This is a genomic window from Actinokineospora lacus, from assembly GCF_053813445.1.
In genome coordinates this window covers 155,126-174,213 of the sequence record NZ_JBQERA010000004.1, presented here as the reverse complement: position 1 = coordinate 174,213, position 19,088 = coordinate 155,126, and the positions used below count along the sequence as shown (strand labels likewise).

1 protein-coding gene and 1 pseudogene (1 of these 2 cut by a window edge) are annotated in these 19,088 nt (G+C 75.8%); both read left to right on the top strand.

Annotation, left to right across the window (positions count from 1 at the left end; genetic code table 11):
- Positions 1-11: 11 nt before the first annotated feature.
- A pseudogene (locus tag ACTG9Q_RS12340) lies at positions 12-9,383 on the top strand (type I polyketide synthase); the annotation flags it as partial.
- On the top strand, positions 9,380-19,088 hold the 5' portion of the coding sequence (locus ACTG9Q_RS12335; RefSeq protein ID WP_455572853.1) for an SDR family NAD(P)-dependent oxidoreductase. Its footprint extends 677 nt past the window's final position; the window shows 9,709 of its 10,386 coding nt (coding positions 1-9,709); its start codon is at positions 9,380-9,382; its stop codon lies beyond the right edge, outside the window. The pseudogene ACTG9Q_RS12340 and the gene ACTG9Q_RS12335, both read left to right, overlap by 4 nt.

Sequence of the window (19,088 nt, the reverse complement as noted above, 5' to 3'; positions counted from 1 at the left end):
ACCTGAAGAAGGTCACCGCCGACCTCGCCGAGACCCGCGGGCAGCTGCACCAGGCGCGGTCCGCGGCGCCCGAGCCGGTCGCCGTCATCGGGATGGGCTGCCGCTACCCCGGCGGGGTGGCCGCGCCCGAGGACCTCTGGCGACTGGTGATCAGCGGCGCCGACGCCATCACCGGGCTGCCGGGGGGCCGGGGCTGGGACACCGCGGCGGGCGACGCCATGGGCATCCGCGGCGGGTTCGTCGCCGACGCCGACCGCTTCGACGCCGCGCTGTTCGGGATCAGCCCGCGCGAGGCGCTGACCATGGACCCGCAGCAGCGCCTCGCCCTGGAGTCCTCGTGGGCGGCCTTCGAGGACGCCCGCATCGACCCGCTGTCGCTGCGCGGGCACCAGACCGGGGTGTTCCTCGGCGCGGGCGCCTCCCACTACGCCATGTCCGCCGACCTGCCCGACAGCGCCGAGGGGCACCTGCTCACCGGCAGCGCGGGCAGCGTGGTGTCCGGCCGGGTGGCCTACGTGTTCGGGCTCAAGGGCCCGGCGATCACCGTCGACACCGCGTGCTCCTCCTCCCTGGTCGCGATCCACCTCGCCTGCCAGTCGCTGCGCGCGGGCGAATGCGCGATGGCGGTCGCGGGCGGCGTGTCGGTGATGGCGGGCCTCGGGCTGTTCAGCGAGTTCAGCAAGCAGGGCGGCCTGGCCGGTGACGGCCGGTGCAAGGCGTTCGCCGACGCGGCCGACGGGACCGGCTGGGGCGAGGGCGCGGGCGTGCTGGTCCTGGCGCGGCTCTCCGACGCGATCCGCGACGGGCACAGGGTGCTCGCGGTGATCCGCGGCTCGGCGGTCAACTCCGACGGCGCCTCCAGCGGGCTCACCGCCCCGAACGGCCCGTCCCAGCGCAAGGTCATCGAGCGCGCGCTCGACTCGGCGGGCCTCGCACCGTCCGATGTGGACGCCGTGGAGGCGCACGGCACCGGCACCCGGCTCGGCGACCCGATCGAGGCCCAAGCCCTGATCGAGACCTATGGGCAGGACCGGGACCGGCCGCTGTGGCTGGGCTCGGTGAAGTCCAACATCGGCCACACCCAGGCCGCCGCCGGCGTCGCGGGCGTGATCAAGACCGTGCTCGCGCTGCGCCACCGGCTCCTGCCGCCGACCCTGCACGTCGACGCGCCGTCCTCGCACATCGACTGGTCGGCGGGCGCGGTGCGGCTGCTCACCGAGACCCAGGTGTGGCCGGAGACCGACCGGCCGCGCCGGGCCGGGGTGTCCTCGTTCGGCATGAGCGGCACCAACGCCCACGCGATCGTCGAGCAGGCCCCCGCCGTCGACCGGGCCGTGCCCGAGGCCGCGCAGCCCGTCCTGGCGCCGAGCTTGGCGCCGCACCTGGTGCCGTGCCTGGTTTCCGCCCGCACCGCCGCGGCGCTGCGGGAGCAGGCCGATCGGCTGGTGTCCCACCTCGACTCCCGGCCGAGGCTGGGCCTGCTGGACGTGGCCCACTCGCTGGCGACCAGCCGGGCCGCGCTGGAGCACCGCGCCGTCGTGCTCGCCGAGGACCGCGCCGACCTGCTGCGCGGCCTGCGCGAGATCGCCGCCGACGGCGGCCGGGTCCAGGGCGTCGCGGGCGACGGGCGCCTCGCGTTCCTGTTCACCGGCCAGGGTTCGCAGCGGGTCGGGATGGGCCGGGAGCTGTCGGCGGCGTTCCCGGTGTTCGCCGAGGCGCTGGACGCGGTGTGCGAGCGGCTGGGTGAGGTGCCGTGGGACGACCAGGAGAAGCTGGACCAGACCCGGCACGCGCAGGCCGCGCTGTTCGCGTTCGAGGTGGCCCTGTTCAGGCTCGTGGAGTCGTGGGGCCTGGCCCCGGACTACGTGATGGGGCATTCGATCGGCGAGGTCGCGGCCGCGCACGTGGCTGGTGTGCTCTCGTTGGACGACGCGTGCGCGCTGGTCGCCGCGCGGGGCCGGTTGATGCAGGCGCTGCCCGCTGGTGGGGCGATGCTGGCTGTTGAGGGCACCGAGGCTGATGTGCCTGCCGGGATTGACGTCGCGGCGGTGAACAGCCCGACGTCGTTGGTGGTATCGGGTGCTGAGGGTGAGATCGCGGCGTTGGAGGCCGGGTGGCGCGCGGAAGGCCGCCGGGTGAAGCGGCTCGCGGTGTCGCACGCGTTCCACTCGCGGCTGATGGAGCCGATGCTGGCGGAGTTCGCCGAGGTCGCGCAATCCCTTGCCTACCACCAGCCCGCGATCCGGATGCTGGGCGCGGTGACCGATCCCGGGTACTGGGTGCGGCAGGTTCGCGACACGGTCCGCTTCGCCGAGGGGATCGCCCGGCTGCGCGCGGAGAACGTCACCACCTTCCTCGAACTCGGCCCGGAGAACGCGCTGTCGGCCCACGTCGACCAAGCCATCCCGCTGCTGCGCCGGGGGCGGGACGAGCCGCGGGCCGTGCTCGGAGCGCTCGCCGCCGCCCACGTCGCGGGCGTGCGGGTGGACTGGACCTCGGTCTTCGCCACCTGGGGCGGTCAAAGCCTCGACCTGCCCACCTACCCCTTCGCGGGTGAGCGCTACTGGCTGCCGGAACGCCAGGACGGCCCGCGGACCGACCCGGCCGAGGACCGCTTCTGGCGGGCCGTGGAGACCGGGGACACCGCCGCCGTCGCCACCACCCTGGGACTCGACCCCGGCAACGGCCTGAGCACCGTGCTGCCCGCGCTCTCCGCCTGGCGCAGGGGCCGCCGCGACAACGCCACCGTGGACTCCTGGCGCTACCGCGTCACCTGGCAGCCACTGACCGACCTGCAGGCCCCGCGCGTACTCGGCACCTGGCTGGCGGTCCTGCCCTCCGGCCCAGCAGAATCCGGTCCAGCAGAATCCGGTCCAGCAGAATCCAGTCCAACAGAATCCGGTCCAGCAGAATCCGGTCCAGCGGAAGCCGACCCGGCCGTCGCCGCGCTGCGGGCGCACGGCGCCCAGGTCGTCGAGCTGCGGCTGCCCGCGGACGCGACCGACCGGTGGGACGTCGCGGGCCTGGTCCTCGACGCCGCCACGGAGGCGGGCGGCGTCGATGGCGTGCTCTCGCTGCTCGGCACCCAAGACGGACCGCACGCCGAGCCGCACGCCGAGTACGCCCCGATGGCGACCGGCCTGGTGGCCAACGTCCTGCTGCTCCAAGCCCTCGGCGACGCCCAGATCGACGCTCCCCTGTGGACCTGCACCCGCGGCGCCGTCGCGGTCGGGCGCGCCGACGCGGCCCCGAACCCCATGCCCGCCCAGATCTGGGGCTACGGCCGTGTCGCGGCCCTGGAGTTCCCCGCCCGCTGGGGCGGCCTGGTCGACCTGCCGGAGGTCATGGACGACCGGAGCGCCGCTGCGCTGGTGTCCGTCATCGCGGGCGGCGGCGAGGACCAGGTCGCCGTGCGCGCCACCGGGGCGTTCGGCCGCAGGCTCCAGCGCGCCCCCCTCGCTGACCCCTCGCTGACCGGCCCCTCGCTGACCGACCCCGCGCTGGGCGGCGCCTGGCGGCCCACCGGTCCCGTGCTCATCACCGGCGGCACCGGGGCGCTCGGCACCCGCGTGGCCCGGTGGCTCGCCGGACGCGGCGCGACCGACATCCTGATCACCAGCCGCTCCGGCCCCTCGGCGGCGGGCGCGGCAGCGCTGGTCGGCGAACTGGCGGACCTCGGCGTCACCGCCACGGTCGTGGCCTGCGACGTCGCCGACCGCGACGCCCTCGCCCGGCTGCTGGCCGAGCACCCGGTGACCGCCGTGATGCACACCGCGGGCGTCGCCGAGTCGGTGCCGCTCGGGGAGACCGGCATGGCGGAGTTCGCCGACGTGCTGCGCGCCAAGGTCGGCGGCGCGCGCAACCTCGACGCGCTGCTGCCCGACGCCGACGCGTTCGTGCTGTTCTCCTCCATCGGCGGGGTGTGGGGCAGCGGCAACGCCGCCGCCTACGGCGCGGCCAACACCTTCCTCGACGCGCTCGCCGAGCACCGGCGGGCCCGGGGCCTGGCCGCGACGGCCGTCGCCTGGGGCCCGTGGGCCGGTGCGGGCATGGCGGCGGGGGAGACCGCCGAGCACATCGCCAGGTGGGGGCTGGCCCCGATGGCGCCCGACCTCGGCCTGACCGCGCTCGGCCAGGCCATCGACGGGGGCGAGACCGCGCTCGTCGTGTCTGCTGTGGACTGGGCCACCTTCGCCCCGGTCTTCTGCACCTCCCGGCGCAGCCCGCTGATCGCCGCGATCCCCGAGGCCGCCGCCGTCCTCACCGCGACCACCGCCGACGCGGCCCAGGGGGACGTGCGCGGCGGTTGGGCCGAGCGGCTCGCCGCGCTGCCCGCCGCCGACCGCGCCGAGGTGCTGCTCGACCTCGTGCGCGCCGAGGTCGCCGCCGTGCTCGGCCACCGCTCGGCCGCCGACATCGCCCCGCGGCTCTCGTTCAAGGACCTCGGCATCGACTCGCTGACCGCGATCGAGGTCCGCGACCGGCTGGGCGCCGCGACCGGTCTGCGGCTGCCCGCGAGCCTGGCCTTCGACTACCCGACGCCGACCGCGCTGGCCGCGCACCTGCTCGCCGAGCTGGCGGGCGAACAGACCGCGCTTCCCGCCACCCCGGCCACCACCGCGCCCACCGACTCCGATGACATCGCGATCGTCGGCATGGCCTGCCGGTACCCCGGCGGCATCCAGACCCCCGAGCAGCTGTGGCGGCTGCTCGCCGACGGCGGCGAGGCGCTCTCGCCGTTCCCCGCCGACCGGGGGTGGAACCTCGACCAGCTCTTCGGCCGCGACCGCGGCACCTCCTACGTCCAGGCGGGCGGGTTCCTGGCCGAGGCCGCCGACTTCGACGCCGCCTTCTTCGGCATCAGCCCGCGCGAGGCCGTCGCGATGGACCCGCAGCAGCGGCTGCTGCTGGAGACCACGTGGGAGGTGTTCGAGCGGGCGGGCATCGACCCCCGGTCGCTGACGGGCAGCCGGACCGGCGTGTTCGTGGGCAGCAACGCCCAGGACTACGCCTACGTGCTGACCTCATCGGCCGAGGACGTGGCGGGCCAGCTCGTCGGGGGCACGACGGCGGGCATCCTCTCCGGCAGGCTCGCCTACACCTTCGGCCTGGAGGGCCCCGCGGTCACCGTCGACACGGCGTGCTCGTCGTCGCTGGTGGCCCTGCACCTGGCCGGGCAGGCGCTGCGGGCGGGGGAGTGCTCGCTGGCGCTGGCCTGCGGGGTGACGGTGATGTCCACGCCCGGCCCGTTCGTCGAGTTCAGCACCCTGTCCGGGCTCAGCGAGGACGGCCGGTGCAAGGCGTTCTCCGACGCCGCCGACGGCACCGGCTGGGGTGAGGGCGTCGGTGTCCTGTTGGTGGAGCGGCTGTCCGACGCGCGTCGCAACGGGCATCCGGTGCTGGCGGTGGTGCGGGGTTCGGCGGTCAATTCCGATGGCGCGTCCAACGGGCTCACCGCGCCCAACGGGCCGTCCCAGCAGCGCGTCATCCGCGCGGCGCTCGCGGGCGCGGGGCTCGACCCGTCCGATGTGGACGCGGTGGAGGGGCACGGGACCGGTACCGAACTGGGCGACCCGATCGAGGCGCAGGCACTGCTGGCGACCTACGGGCAGGACCGGGACCGGCCGCTGTGGCTGGGCGCTGTCAAGTCGAACATCGGCCACACGCAGGCCGCCGCGGGCGTCGCGGGCGTGATCAAGGTGGTGCTGGCGCTGCGCAACGGGCTGCTGCCGAGGACCCTGCACGTCGACCGGGCCAGCACCAGCGTCGACTGGACCGCGGGCGAGGTCGCCCTGCTCACCGAGCCGGTGCCGTGGCCCCGCGCCGGCCGGCCGCGCCGCGCGGGCGTGTCGTCCTTCGGCGCCAGCGGCACCAACGCCCACGTGATCATCGAGGAGTCCCCGCAGGAATCAGCCGGGGAACCAGCCGGGGAACCAGCCACGCCGTCCGACGGGCTGGTGCCGCTGGTGCTCTCCGCGGCAAGCGAGCAGGCGCTGCGCGCCCAGGCCCAGCGCCTGCACACCCACCTGGCCGCCCGCCCGGACGTGCGCGCCGAGGACGCCGGGTACTCCCTGGCGACCGCGCGCGCCACGTTCGAGCACCGCGCCGTGGTCGTCGGCGATCGGGACGAGGTGCTCGACGGCCTCGCGGCCCTCGCCACCGGCAGGCCGTCCGCGGCCGTGGTGACCGGCGACGGCGCCGGGGGCAAGGCCGTGTTCGTCTTCCCCGGCCAGGGGTCGCAGTGGCCGGGCATGGCCCTGGACCTGCTCGACGAGTCCCCGGTGTTCCGCGCGGCGTTCCAGTCCTGCGAGCACGCGCTCTCCCCGCACATCGACTTCTCCCCGACGGATGTCCTGCGTCAGCAGGACGACCGGTTCGACCGCGTCGAGGTCGTCCAGCCGCTGCTGTTCGCGGTGATGGTCTCGCTCGCGGCGCTGTGGCGGGCCCACGGCGTGGAGCCCGCCGCCGTCGTCGGGCACAGCCAGGGCGAACTGGCCGCGGCCGTGGTCTGCGGCGCGCTGTCGCTGCCCGACGCCGCCGCCGTGGTCGCCTCGCGCAGCCGGGCCATCGCCGAGGAGCTGTCCGGCCGGGGCGGCATGGTCTCGGTGGCGCTGCCCGCCGAGCGGGTCAGCGCCCGCATCGCCGACTGGGCGGGCGCGCTGGAACTGGCCGCCGTCAACGGTCCCGCGTCGGTCGTCGTCTCCGGCCCGCCCGGCGCCCTCGCCGAACTGGTCGCCGCGATGACCGCGGAAGGCGTGCGGGCCAAGCACATCCCGGTCGACTACGCCTCGCACTCCCGCCAGGTCGAGGCGATCCGCGACCGGCTGCGCCGCACCCTCGCGGGCATCACCCCGCGCTCCTCCGCCATCCCGTTCTACTCCGCGGTCACCGGCAAGCCGATGGACGCCGCGGGCCTCGACGCCGACTACTGGTACACCAACCTGCGCGAGACTGTGCGATTCGACGTGGCCACCGCCGCGCTGATCGGGCACGGCCACCGGGTCTTCATCGAGGTGAGCCCGCACCCGGTCCTCGCCATGGCCGTCCAGGAGACCGCCGCGGACGTCCCCGACGTCACGGCCCACGTCGTCGGCACCCTGCGCCGTGACGACGCAGGCCCGCGCCGCTTCCTCACCAGCCTCGCCGAGGCGCACGTCCACGGCGTCACCCCCGACTGGGCCGCGGTGTTCCCCGGTGCCAGGCGCGTCGACCTGCCCACCTACGCCTTCCAGCGCACGCGGTACTGGCCCAGGCCGCACGACCCGGCGGACTTCGCACCCCCGGCGGGTTCGGTTCAGGAGGGCCGGTTCTGGTCCGCGGTCGAGACCGGCGACGCCACGCTGGCCGCCACCGTCCTCGACCTGCCGTCGGACACCGGCATCGCGCCCCTGCTGCCCGCGCTGTCCGCGTGGCGCCGCAAGCTGCGCGAGCGTTCCACAGTGGACTCCTGGCGCTACGCGGTGCGCTGGCACGCGATCACCGAACCGGCGTCCCCGGTCCTGTCCGGCCGCTGGCTGCTGATCACCGCGAACCCGGACGACCCGGTCACCCTCGCCTGCGCGACCGCGCTGCGGGCCCGGCTCGCCGAGGTCGACACCCTGGCCGTGGACCCGGCGAGCGCGGACGCGGCGGCGCTGGCCGAGCACCTGCGCGGGGGCGCCTGGACCGGCATCCTCTCGCTGCTCGCGCTCGACACCTCCGCGCACCCCGAGCACGGCGTGCTCCCGGTGGGCCTGGCCGCGACCCTGTCCCTGCTGCACGCGGTGCTCGACGCCGACCCCGGCGCCCCGCTGTGGTGCGTCACCCAGGGCGCGGTGGGCACCGAGGCGCCCGCCAGCCCCGAGCAGGCCCAGGTGTGGGGCATGGGCCGGGTCGCCGCCCTCGAACACCCCCGGCACTGGGGCGGTCTCATCGACCTGCCCGAGGTCGTGGACGCGCGGACCGCCGAGCGGCTGGCGGGCGTGCTGGCCCGCGCCGACGGCGAGGACCAGCTCGCGCTGCGACCGGCCGGGGTGCTGGCCCGCAGGCTCGTCCGCGCCGAGGACACCGGACCGGTCCGCACCTGGCGCCCGCGCGGCGCCGTCCTGGTCACCGGGGGGACCGGCGCGATCGGCGGGCACGTCGCCCGCTGGCTCGCCGGGCACGGCGCCGAGCACCTGGTGCTGGTGAGCAGGCGCGGCCCGGCCGCGCCCGGCGCGCCGGAGCTGGAGGCGGAGCTGGCCGCGCGCGGTGCCCGGGTGACGGTCGCCGCCTGCGACGTCGCCGACCGCGCCGACGTCGCCGCGCTGCTCACCGGCCTGCGCGAGCAGGGCGTGACCATCCGCGCGGTCATGCACACCGCGGGCGCGAGCACCCTGGAACGGCTGGAGCACACCGGCGTCGCCGACCTGGCCGCTCTGCTCGCGGGCAAGGTCGCGGGCGCGCGCAACCTCGACGAGCTGATCGACCCGGCCCAGCTGGACGCGGTCGTGTACTTCTCCTCGATCGCGGGCGTGTGGGGCGTCGGCAGGCACGGCGGCTACGCGGCGGGCAACGCCTACCTTGACGCGCTCGCGCAGCGCAGGAGAGCCGACGGCGTCCCGGCGCTGTCCGTGGCGTGGGGCCCGTGGGACGGCGGCGGCATGGTCGCCCAGGCCGAGGTGGAGCCCATGCTGCGCCGCGGCGTCCCCCTGATCAAGCCGGCCGCGGCGATGCTCGCGCTCCAGCAGGCCCTCGACCACGACGACGCGTTCGTCGCCGCGGCCGAGGTCGACTGGGAGCGGTTCACCCCCGCCTTCACCGTCATGCGGCCCAGCCCGCTGATCGGCGAGCTGCCCGAGGTCAGGCGGGCGGCAGCGGCGACGCCGACCGAGGACACCCGGGCCGACGGCGCGAACGGCCTGCGCGCGTCCCTCGCGGGCCAGTCGCCCGCCGAGCGCGAACGGACGGTCGTGCACCTGGTGCGCGCGAACGCCGCCGCGGTGCTGCGCCACGAGGGCGCGGACGACGTCCCGGCGGGCAGGCCGTTCCGGGAGTTCGGGTTCGACTCGCTGACCGCGGTCGAGCTGCGCAACCGCCTCGCCTCGGCGACCGGGCTCCGGCTGCCCGTGACGCTGGTGTTCGACCACCCGACCCCGGTGGTGCTCGCCCGGCACCTGCTCGCCCGGCTGGAGCCCGAGCCCACCGCCGACGACCTCCCGACGATCGAGGACCTCGACCGGCTCGACAGCGCGCTGTCGGCCAGGGCGGACGACGACTTCGCCAGGGTCCGCGTGGTGATGCGGCTGGAGGCGCTGCTGGTCAAGCAGCGCGGGCACACCGGCGACGACCTTCTGGCGCGGTTGGGCACCGCCTCCAATGACGAGCTGTTCGACCTGGTTGACCGGGATCTCGGGGTCAAGTGACCTCGCCGGTGGTGAAGGAGCGACTGGACACGATGGCTGACGAGAAGAAACTCCGGGACTACCTCGGCCGAGTGATCGCCGAACTGCACGAGACCCGTCAGCGCCTGCGCGAGGCCGAGTCCGGCGGGCAGGAGCCGATCGCCGTCGTCGCGATGAGCTGCAGGCTGCCCGGCGGGGTGAGCAGCCCGGAAGACCTGTGGCGGTTGCTCGAGCGCGGCGGCGACGCGATCACCGAGTTCCCCGCCGACCGCGGCTGGCACCCCGAGGACCTGCGGGGCCGCGCCTTCGGCGGGTTCCTGCACGACGCGGCCTGGTTCGACCCGGGCTTCTTCGAGATCAACCCGCGCGAGGCGGTCGCGATGGACCCGCAGCAGCGGCTCGCGCTCGAAGTCGCGTGGGAGGCCGTCGAGCGCGCCGGGATCGCCCCGCACACGCTGCGCGGCAGCCGGACCGGCGTGTTCGTCGGCGCCAACGGCCAGGGCTACGACGTGGCCCTGGCAGGCGGCGCCACGGGCTCGGAGGGCTACGTGATGACCGGCAGCGCCACCTCGGTGGTCTCCGGCCGGATCGCCTACGCCCTCGGCCTGGAGGGCCCCGCGATCACCGTGGACTCGGCCTGCTCGTCCTCGCTGGTCGCCCTGCACGTCGCGGGCCACGCGCTGCGCAACGGCGACTGCACCCACGCCCTGGTCGGCGGCGTCACCGTCATGCCCCACCCGACCCTGTTCCACGAGTTCGACCAGCAGCGCGGGCTCGCCTCCGACGGCCGGTGCAAGGCGTTCTCCTCGGCGGCCGACGGCATGGGCATGGCCGAGGGCGCGGCGATGGTGCTGGTGACCACGCTGTCCCGCGCGCTCGCCGACGGCCTGCCGGTGCTGGCCGTGGTGCGCGGGTCCGCGGTGAACTCCGACGGCGGCTCCAACGGGCTGACCGCGCCGAACGGGCCGTCGCAGCAGCGGGTCATCGCGGCGGCGCTGGCGAACGCGCGGCTGGGCCCCGAGCAGGTCGACGCCGTCGAGGCGCACGGCACCGGCACCCGGCTCGGCGACCCCATCGAGGCGCAGGCCCTGCTCGCCGTGTACGGCGGGCACCGCGACCGTCCACTGTGGCTGGGCTCGCTGAAGTCGAACATCGGCCACACCCAGGCCGCGGCGGGCATGGCCAGCGTGATCAAGTCGGTGCTGGCGCTGCGGCACGGCGTGCTGCCCAAGACCCTGCACGCCGCCGACGCGACCCCGCACGTCGACTGGTCGGCGGGCGCGATGTCGCTGCTGACCGAGGCCCGGCCGTGGCCCAAGGGCGCCGAGCCGCACCGGATCGGCGTCTCGTCGTTCGGCATCAGCGGCACCAACGCCCACGTCATCATCGAAGACGCCCCAGAGCCCGCCGCACCGCCCGCCGCGGCACGCCCGCCGGTGGTCCCGGTGTTGTTCTCGGCCCGCACCGAGGCGGCCCTGCGCGCTCAGGCCGACCGGCTGGCGGAGGCCGTCGACCCGAACCTGCTCGACCTCGGCCACTCGCTGGCCACGACCCGCACCCACTTCGAGCACCGCGCCGCCATCATCGCGTCCACTGTGGACCAGATGCGCGCGGACCTGGTGCAGCACCGCTATCTCCGCGGTCGCACCGAGCCCGGCCTGACGGCCTTCCTGTTCACCGGCCAGGGTTCGCAGCGGGCCGGGATGGGTCGGGAGCTGTCGGCGGCGTTCCCGGTGTTCGCCGAGGCGCTGGACGCGGTGTGCGAGCGGCTGGGTGAGGTGCCGTGGGACGACCAGGAGAAGCTGGACCAGACCCAACACGCGCAGGCGGCGCTGTTCGCGCTGGAAGTGGCGCTGTTCCGGCTGCTGGAGTCCTGGGGCCTCACCCCGGACTACCTGGCGGGGCATTCGATCGGCGAGGTGGCCGCGGCGCACGTCGCCGGTGTGCTGTCCCTTGACGACGCGTGCGCGCTGGTCGCGGCGCGGGGCCGGTTGATGCAGGCGCTGCCCACTGGTGGGGCGATGCTCGCTGTCGAGGCCACCGAGGCCGATGTGCCCGCGGGCATTGACATCGCGGCGGTCAACAGCCCGACTTCGCTGGTGGTCTCCGGTGCTGAGGGCGAGATCACGGCCCTGGAGGCGCGGTGGCGCGCGGAAGGCCGCCGGGTGAAGCGGCTCGCGGTGTCGCACGCGTTCCACTCGCGGCTGATGGAGCCGATGCTGGCGGAGTTCGCGAAGGTCGCGCAATCCCTTACCTACCAACAGCCCGCGATCCCGATGCTCGGCGCGGTGACCGATCCCACCTACTGGGTGCGGCAGGTCCGCGACACGGTCCGCTTCGCCGACGGCATCGCCCGGCTGCGCGCGGAGAACGTCACCACCTTCCTCGAACTCGGCCCCGACGCCGCGCTCTCCACGCACGTGGACGACTCCGTGCCGACGCTGCGGGCGGGCCGCGCCGAGGCCGAGACGCTCATGGCCGCTGTCAGCGCCGCGTGGGTCCGCGGCGTCGACGTCGACTGGGGCCGGGTCCTGCCCGGCGGCAGGCGAATCCCGCTGCCCACCTACGCCTTCCAGCGCGAGCGGTACTGGCCCGCGCACGCCCCCCGGGCCGACGTGGCCGCCGCCGGGCTCGCGGGCGCCAACCACCCGCTGCTGGGCGCCGCCGTCTCGCTCGCCACCGGCGACGGCGCGCTGCTCACCGGCAGGCTGTCGAGCACCACCCACCCCTGGCTGGCCGAGCACGTCGTCCTCGGCTCGGTCCTCGTCCCCGGCACCGCGTTCGTGGAACTCGCGCTGCGCGCCGGAGAGTTCGCCGGGTGCCCCGCGCTGGACGAGCTGACCCTGCGGACCCCGCTCGCCCTGCCCGAGACCGGCGGCGTCGCGGTCCAGATCGCCGTCGGCGCGCCCGACGCCGAGGGCAGGCGCACGGTCGCGATCTTCTCCCGCGCCGACGGCGACTGGGTCCGGCACGCGGAGGGCGTCCTCTCCGCCGAGACCGCCACGGGCGCGGACCTCACCGCCTGGCCGCCCGAGGACGCGGAACCGCTGCCCGTCGACGACTGGTACGCCACCGCCGCCGAGGCCGGGCTCGCCTACGGCCCGACGTTCCAGGGCCTCACCGCCGCCTGGCGCGGCCGCGACGCCGTCTACGCCGAGGTCGCCCTTCCCGACGCGGCCCACGCCGAGCCGTTCGGCCTGCACCCCGCGCTGCTCGACGCCGCCCTGCACGCGGCGGGCCTCGGCGGCCTGGTCACCGGCGGCGTCCGGCTCCCCTTCTCCTGGACCGGCGTCCACCTGCACGCCGCGGGCGCGGGCGCGCTGCGCGTCAGGCTGACCGCCGCGGGCGAGGACGCGGTCGCCCTGACCGTCGCCGACCCCACCGGCGCCCCCGTCGCCACCGTCGAACGCCTGGTGCTCCGCCCGGCAGACCCGACCGCGGGCCCGCGCCACTCCCTGTTCACAGTGGACTGGGTTCCCGCCGGCCCAGCAGGAACCGCGCGCGAGGGCATCGCCCTGGCCGAGATCCCCACCAACTCCGACAGCACCGCGACCGACCTCGTGGCGGTCACCCGGTCGGCCACCCACGCCGCCCTCGCCGCCGTGCAGCACGCCCTCGCCACCGACACCGACCTCGCGGTCGTCACCACCGGGGGAGTCGCCGCGGACGCGGTGTGGGGCCTGGTCCGCGCCGCCCAGTTGGAGAACCCCGACCGCTTCGTCGTCGTCGACACCGACGGCACCCTCGACATCGACGCCGCGCTCGCCCACGGCGAGCCGCACCTGCGCGTCCGCGACGGGCAGGTCCTCGTGCCCCGCCTGGCCAGGACCGCGGGCGGCGCCGGGACACCGCTGGACCCGAACGGCACCGTGCTGATCACCGGCGGCACCGGCGCCCTCGGCAGGCAGGTCGCGCGCCACCTGGTCACCCGCCACGGCGTCCGGCACCTCGTGCTGGTCAGCCGCGGCGGCCCGGACGCGCCCGGCGCGGCCGAGCTGGCCTGCCTCGACGCCGAGGTCACCATCGTCGCCGCGGACGCCGCCGACCGGGCCGCGCTCACCGGGGTGCTCGCCGCCATCCCGGCCGAGCACCCGCTCACCGCGGTCGTGCACGCCGCCGGGGTCGTCGACGACGGCATCACCGAGTCGCTGACCCCGGAGCGCGTCGACGGCGTGCTGGGGCCGAAGGCGACCGCCGCCGCCCTCCTGCACGAGCTGACCGCCGACCTCGCCCTGTTCGTGCTGTTCTCCTCCGCGTCGGCCACCTTCGGCGCGGCGGGCCAGGCCAACTACGCCGCCGCCAACGGCTTCCTCGACGGCCTCGCCCGGCACCGCGCCGCCGCAGGCCTGCCCGCGGTGTCGATCGGCTGGGGCCTGTGGGAGCAGCGCAGCGGCATCACCGCCCACCTCGACGACACCGACCTGGTCCGGATCACCAGGGCGGGCGGCGCGCTGTCCACTGAGGACGCCCTCGCCATGCTCGACCGGGCGTGCGGGGCAGGCCAGGCCCACGTCATCGCCATGCCGCTGGACCTCGACCTGCTGCGCGCCCAGCACGACCGCGACCCCGACACCCCGGTCCCGCCGCTGCTGCGCGGCCTCGTGCGGCAGCGGGTCCGCCGCGCGGGCGCCGCCACCGCGGCCCCGACCGGTCTCGGCGCCCGGCTCGCGGCCCTGGCCGACGCCGAGCAACTGCGCGTGCTGGTCGACCTGGTCCGCACCGAGGCGGCCACCGTCCTCGGCCACCCGTCGGCCGACGCCGTGGAACCGCGCCGCCCGTTCAAGGAACTCGGCTTCGACTCGCTGACCGCCGTCGAACTGCGCAACCGCCTCGCCTCGGCGACCGGGCTCAGGCTGCCCGCCACCCTGGTGTTCGACTACCCGTCGCCGGAAGTGCTCGCCGAGCACCTGCGGGTCCGCCTGCTCGGCATCGACCGCCCCGCGACCACCGTCGCCCCCCGCGCCTCGGCCGACGAGCCCATCGCCATCATCGGGATGAGCTGCCGCTACCCGGGCGGCGTCGACAGCCCCGATGCCCTGTGGCAGCTGGTGTCCACCGGGACCGACGCCATCTCGCCGCTGCCGACCAACCGCGGCTGGCAGCTCGACGGGCTCTACGACCCGGACCCCGACAGCTCCGGCAAGTCCTATGTGGTCGAAGGCGGGTTCGTGCACGACGCGGACACCTTCGACCCGGCCCTGTTCGGGATCAGCCCGCGCGAGGCCCTGGCGATGGACCCCCAGCAGCGCCTGATCCTGGAGGCGTCCTGGGAGGCGTTCGAGCGCGCCGGGATCGACCCGACCTCGATGCGCGGCAGCCGGACCGGGGTGTTCGCGGGCTTGATGTACTACGACTACGCCGCCACCATGTCCGTCCTCCCGGAGGGCGTCGAGGGGTTCATCGGCACCGGCACGTCGGGCAGCGTGCTCGCGGGCCGGGTGTCCTACACCTTCGGGCTGGAAGGGCCCGCGATGACGGTGGACACCGCGTGCTCGTCGTCGCTGGTCACCCTGCACCTGGCGGCCCAGGCCCTGCGCGCGGGCGAGTGCGACCTCGCGCTCGCGGGCGGGGTGACGGTGCTGTCCACGCCTGCGGTGTTCGTCGAGTTCAGCAGGCAGCGGGCGCTGTCGCCGGACGGCCGGTGCAAGGCGTTCGCGGGCGCGGCCAACGGCACCGGCTGGGCCGAGGGCATCGGCATGGTCCTGGTCGCCCGGCTCTCCGACGCGCTGCGGGCGGGCCACCCGATCATGGCGGTCGTCCGGGGCACCGCGGTGAACCAGGACGGCGCGTCCAACGGCCTCACCGCCCCGAACGGCCCGTCGCAGGAGCGGGTCATCCGCACCGCGCTGGCGGGCGCCGGGCTGCGGCCCGCCGACGTCGACGCCGTGGAGGCGCACGGCACCGGGACCACGCTCGGCGACCCGATCGAGGCGCAGGCCCTGCTGGCCACCTACGGCCAGGACCGCGCGGGCGAGCCGCTGTGGCTGGGCTCGCTGAAGTCCAACATCGGGCACAGCCAGGCCGCCGCGGGCATCGGCGGGGTGATCAAGATGGTGATGGCGATGCGCCACGGCGTGCTGCCCAAGACCCTGCACGTGGACGAGCCGACGCCGGAGGTGGACTGGTCCGCGGGCGAGGTGTCGCTGCTGACCGAGGCGCGGCCGTGGCCCGAGACCGGCCGCCCGCGCCGGGCGGGCGTCTCGTCGTTCGGCGTGAGCGGCACGAACGCCCACGTGATCGTCGAGCAGTACCCGGGCGCGGTCCCCGCACCGGCCTCGGACGACCGGCCGGGCCTGGTCCCGTGGGTGCTGTCGGCCAAGACCGAGGACGCGCTGCGGGGCCAGGCCGCCCGGCTCGCCGCCTTCGCCGACGAGCACCAGGACCTCGACCCGCGTGACGTCGCCGCCGCCCTGGTGCGGTCGCGGGCCGCGCTGGAGCACCGGGCCGTCGTGCTCGCCGACGACCGGGCGGACTTCGCCGAGGCGCTCGCCGCGCTCGCGGCCGGTCGCCCCGGGACCGGTGTCCTGACCGGCGTCGCGGGCCGGGGCGGGATCGCGCTGGTGTTCCCGGGTCAGGGTTCGCAGTGGGTGGGCATGGCGGCGGGTCTGCTGGACGTCGAGCCGGTGTTCCGCGCCCGGGTTGAGGAGTGTGCTGAGGCGCTGAGCGCTCACACCGACTGGTCGTTGCTTGATGTGCTGCGGGATGTGCCTGGTGCGCCGTCGTTGGAGCGGGTCGACGTGGTGCAGCCGACGCTGTGGGCGGTGAACGTCGCGCTGGCGGCGTTGTGGCGTTCGGTCGGGGTGGTGCCCTCGGCGGTGGTGGGGCATTCGCAGGGCGAGATCGCCGCCGCGGTGGTGTGTGGTGGGTTGAGCTTGGAGGACGGTGCGCGGGTTGTCGCCCTGCGCAGTCTGCTGTTGGCGGAGTTCATGGCGGGTCGGGGCGGGATGGTGTCGCTTCCGGTGTCGGCGGAGGCGGCGGAGCGGTTGATCGCCCCTTGGGACGGCGCGTTGAGCCTGGCCGGGCTGTCGGGTCCGCTGTCGTCGGTGGTGTCAGGTGACATCGCGGCGGTGGAGGAGTTGTTGGCCGAGTGTGAGCGGCGTGGTGTGCGGGCGCGGCGGGTTCCGACGGACTGCGCCGGGCATTCGCGGCAGGCCGACCAGGTCCGTGGGCGGCTGCTGGAGGTGTTGGCCCCGGTCAGCCCGCGCCGGGCGGAGATCCCGTTCTACTCGGCGGTCACCGGCGCCATCCTGGACACCGAGTCGCTGGATGCCGCGTACTGGTACCGGAACTTGCGTGAGCCGGTGCTGTTCGAGCAGGCGACCCGCGCGCTCATCGCCGACGGCCGGTCGACGTTCGTCGAGGTCAGCGCCCACCCTGTCCTGGCCACCGCCATCGAGGAGACCATCGACGCGGTCGACACCGCGGGCGTCGTCCTGGGCACGCTGCGCCGCGACGACGGCGGCCAGGACCGGTGGCTCACCGCGATGGCCGACGCCTACGTCCACGGTGTGGCTGTGGACTGGACCGCCGTCCTGCCCGCAGGCCGCACAGTCGAGCTGCCCACCTATGCCTTCCAGCGCACCCGGTACTGGCCGGAGCGCGGGCACGTCGTCAACGACGTCGCGGGCGTCGGGCTCGGCGCCACCGCCCACCCGCTGCTCGGCGCCGCCGTGCAGGTCGCGGGCGAACAGGGCGTCCTGCTCACCGGCAGGCTCTCCGCCGCCACCCACCCCTGGCTGGCCGAGCACGTCCTGCGCGGCACCAACCTGCTGCCCGGCACCGCGTTCGTCGAGATGGCGCTCCTCGCGGGCGCCCAGGTCGGCTGCACCCGCGTGGAGGAGCTGACTCTGCAGGCGCCGCTGGCCATCCCCGAGCGCGACGGCGTGCGGCTGCAGGTCTCCGTCGGCGCGGCGGAGGCGGGCGGCTCGCGGGCGGTGACCGTGTTCTCCCGCCCCGAGTCCGCCGACCCCGACCTGCCCTGGACCACCCACGCCGTCGGCCACGTCCTGGACGGCCGGTCGGCGGGCGAGCCGCTGGAGCTGGCGCAGTGGCCGCCCGCGTCCGCCGAGCCGGTCCCCATCGACCACTTCTACGACGGCGCCGCCGCCGCGGGCTACGCCTACGGGCCCACCTTCCGGGGGCTGCGGGGCGTCTGGCGCGCCGCGGACGGCGCGGTGTTCGCCGAGGTCGCCCTGCCGGAGCGCAACCACGCCGAAGCCCGCTGGTTCGGCGTGCACCCGGCCCTGCTCGACGCCGCGCTGCACGCCATCGAGGTCGGCGGCCTGGTCGCCGGCGGCGAGGCCGTGCGGCTGCCCTTCGCCTGGCGCGGGGTCGACATCCACGCGGTCGGCGCGACCGGCCTGCGGGTCCGGCTCACGCGGGCCGACGGGGCCGACGCCGTGCGCATCGACATCACCGACCCGGCCGGGGCCCCGGTGCTCACCGCCGAGTCGATGGTGACCCGCCCGGTGTCCACCGACGACCTGCGCGCCGCCACCAGCGGCCCCGAGGACTCCCTGTTCCACATCGGCTGGGTCGACCCCGGCGCCGCGGCCCCCGGCGCGGTCCCCGCCTCCTGGGCGGTGATCGGCGAGGACTCCTGGGGCATCGCGGAGCGGCTGGTCGAGCACGTGCCGTCCGTCGACTGGCACACCGACCTCGACGCGCTGGCCGACGCCGTCGCCGCGGGCAGGCCCGCGCCCGAGGTGGTGGTGTGGTCCGGGGACACCCCGTCCGGCACCCTGCCCGAGGCCACCCGCGAACTGCTCGACGACGTGCTGACCACGCTGCAGATCTGGCTTGAGGACCCGGTGTTCGGCGAGGCCACCATGGTCGTGCTGACCCGGGGCGCGGTCGCCACCACCGACACCGAGGGCGTCGCCGACCTGGCCGCCGCCGCGGTGCGCGGCCTCGTCCGCAGCGCGCAGAGCGAGAACCCGGACCGGTTCGTGCTGGTCGACATCGACGCCGCCGACGCGTCCTCGGCCAAGCTCGCCGAGGTCGCCGCGCTCGGCGAGGACCAGGTGGCGCTGCGCGGAGGCGCCGTCCTCGTACCGCGCCTGGCCCGCGCCGCCCACTCCGCCGAGCCCGCCCCGGTGCTGGACGGACCGGTGCTGATCACCGGGGGCACCGGCATGATCGGCGGCCTGGTCGCCCGGCACCTCGCCGCCCGGTACGGCGCGCGTGAGCTGCTGCTGCTCTCCCGCAGCGGCCCGGCGGCCCCGGACGCCGCCCGCCTGGTCGCCGACCTCGCCGCGCTCGGCGCGACCGCCGAGGTGCTGGCCTGCGACACCGCCGACCGCGCCGACCTCGCCGCCGCCATCGGCGACCGCGTCCTCGCGGGCGTGGTGCACGCGGCGGGCGCCCTCGACGACGGCGTGATCGGGTCGCTGACCCCCGAGCAGTTCGACACCGTGCTGCGGCCCAAGCTGGACACCGCGGCGCACCTGCACGAGCTGACCGAGGGGATGCCGCTCGCGCTGTTCGCGATGTTCTCCTCGGCCGCGGCGGCGATGGGCTCGGTGGGCCAGGGCAACTACGCCGCGGCCAACAGCGCCCTCGACGCGCTCGCCCACCGCCGCCGCGCCGCGGGCCTGCCCGGCCTCGCCATCGGCTGGGGCATGTGGGAGCGGGCCAGCGCGATGAGCGCCCACCTCGACGCCGCCGACCTGGCCAGGGCCACCAGGGCGGGCGCGGCTCTGTCCGATGAGGACGGTCTCGCGCTGT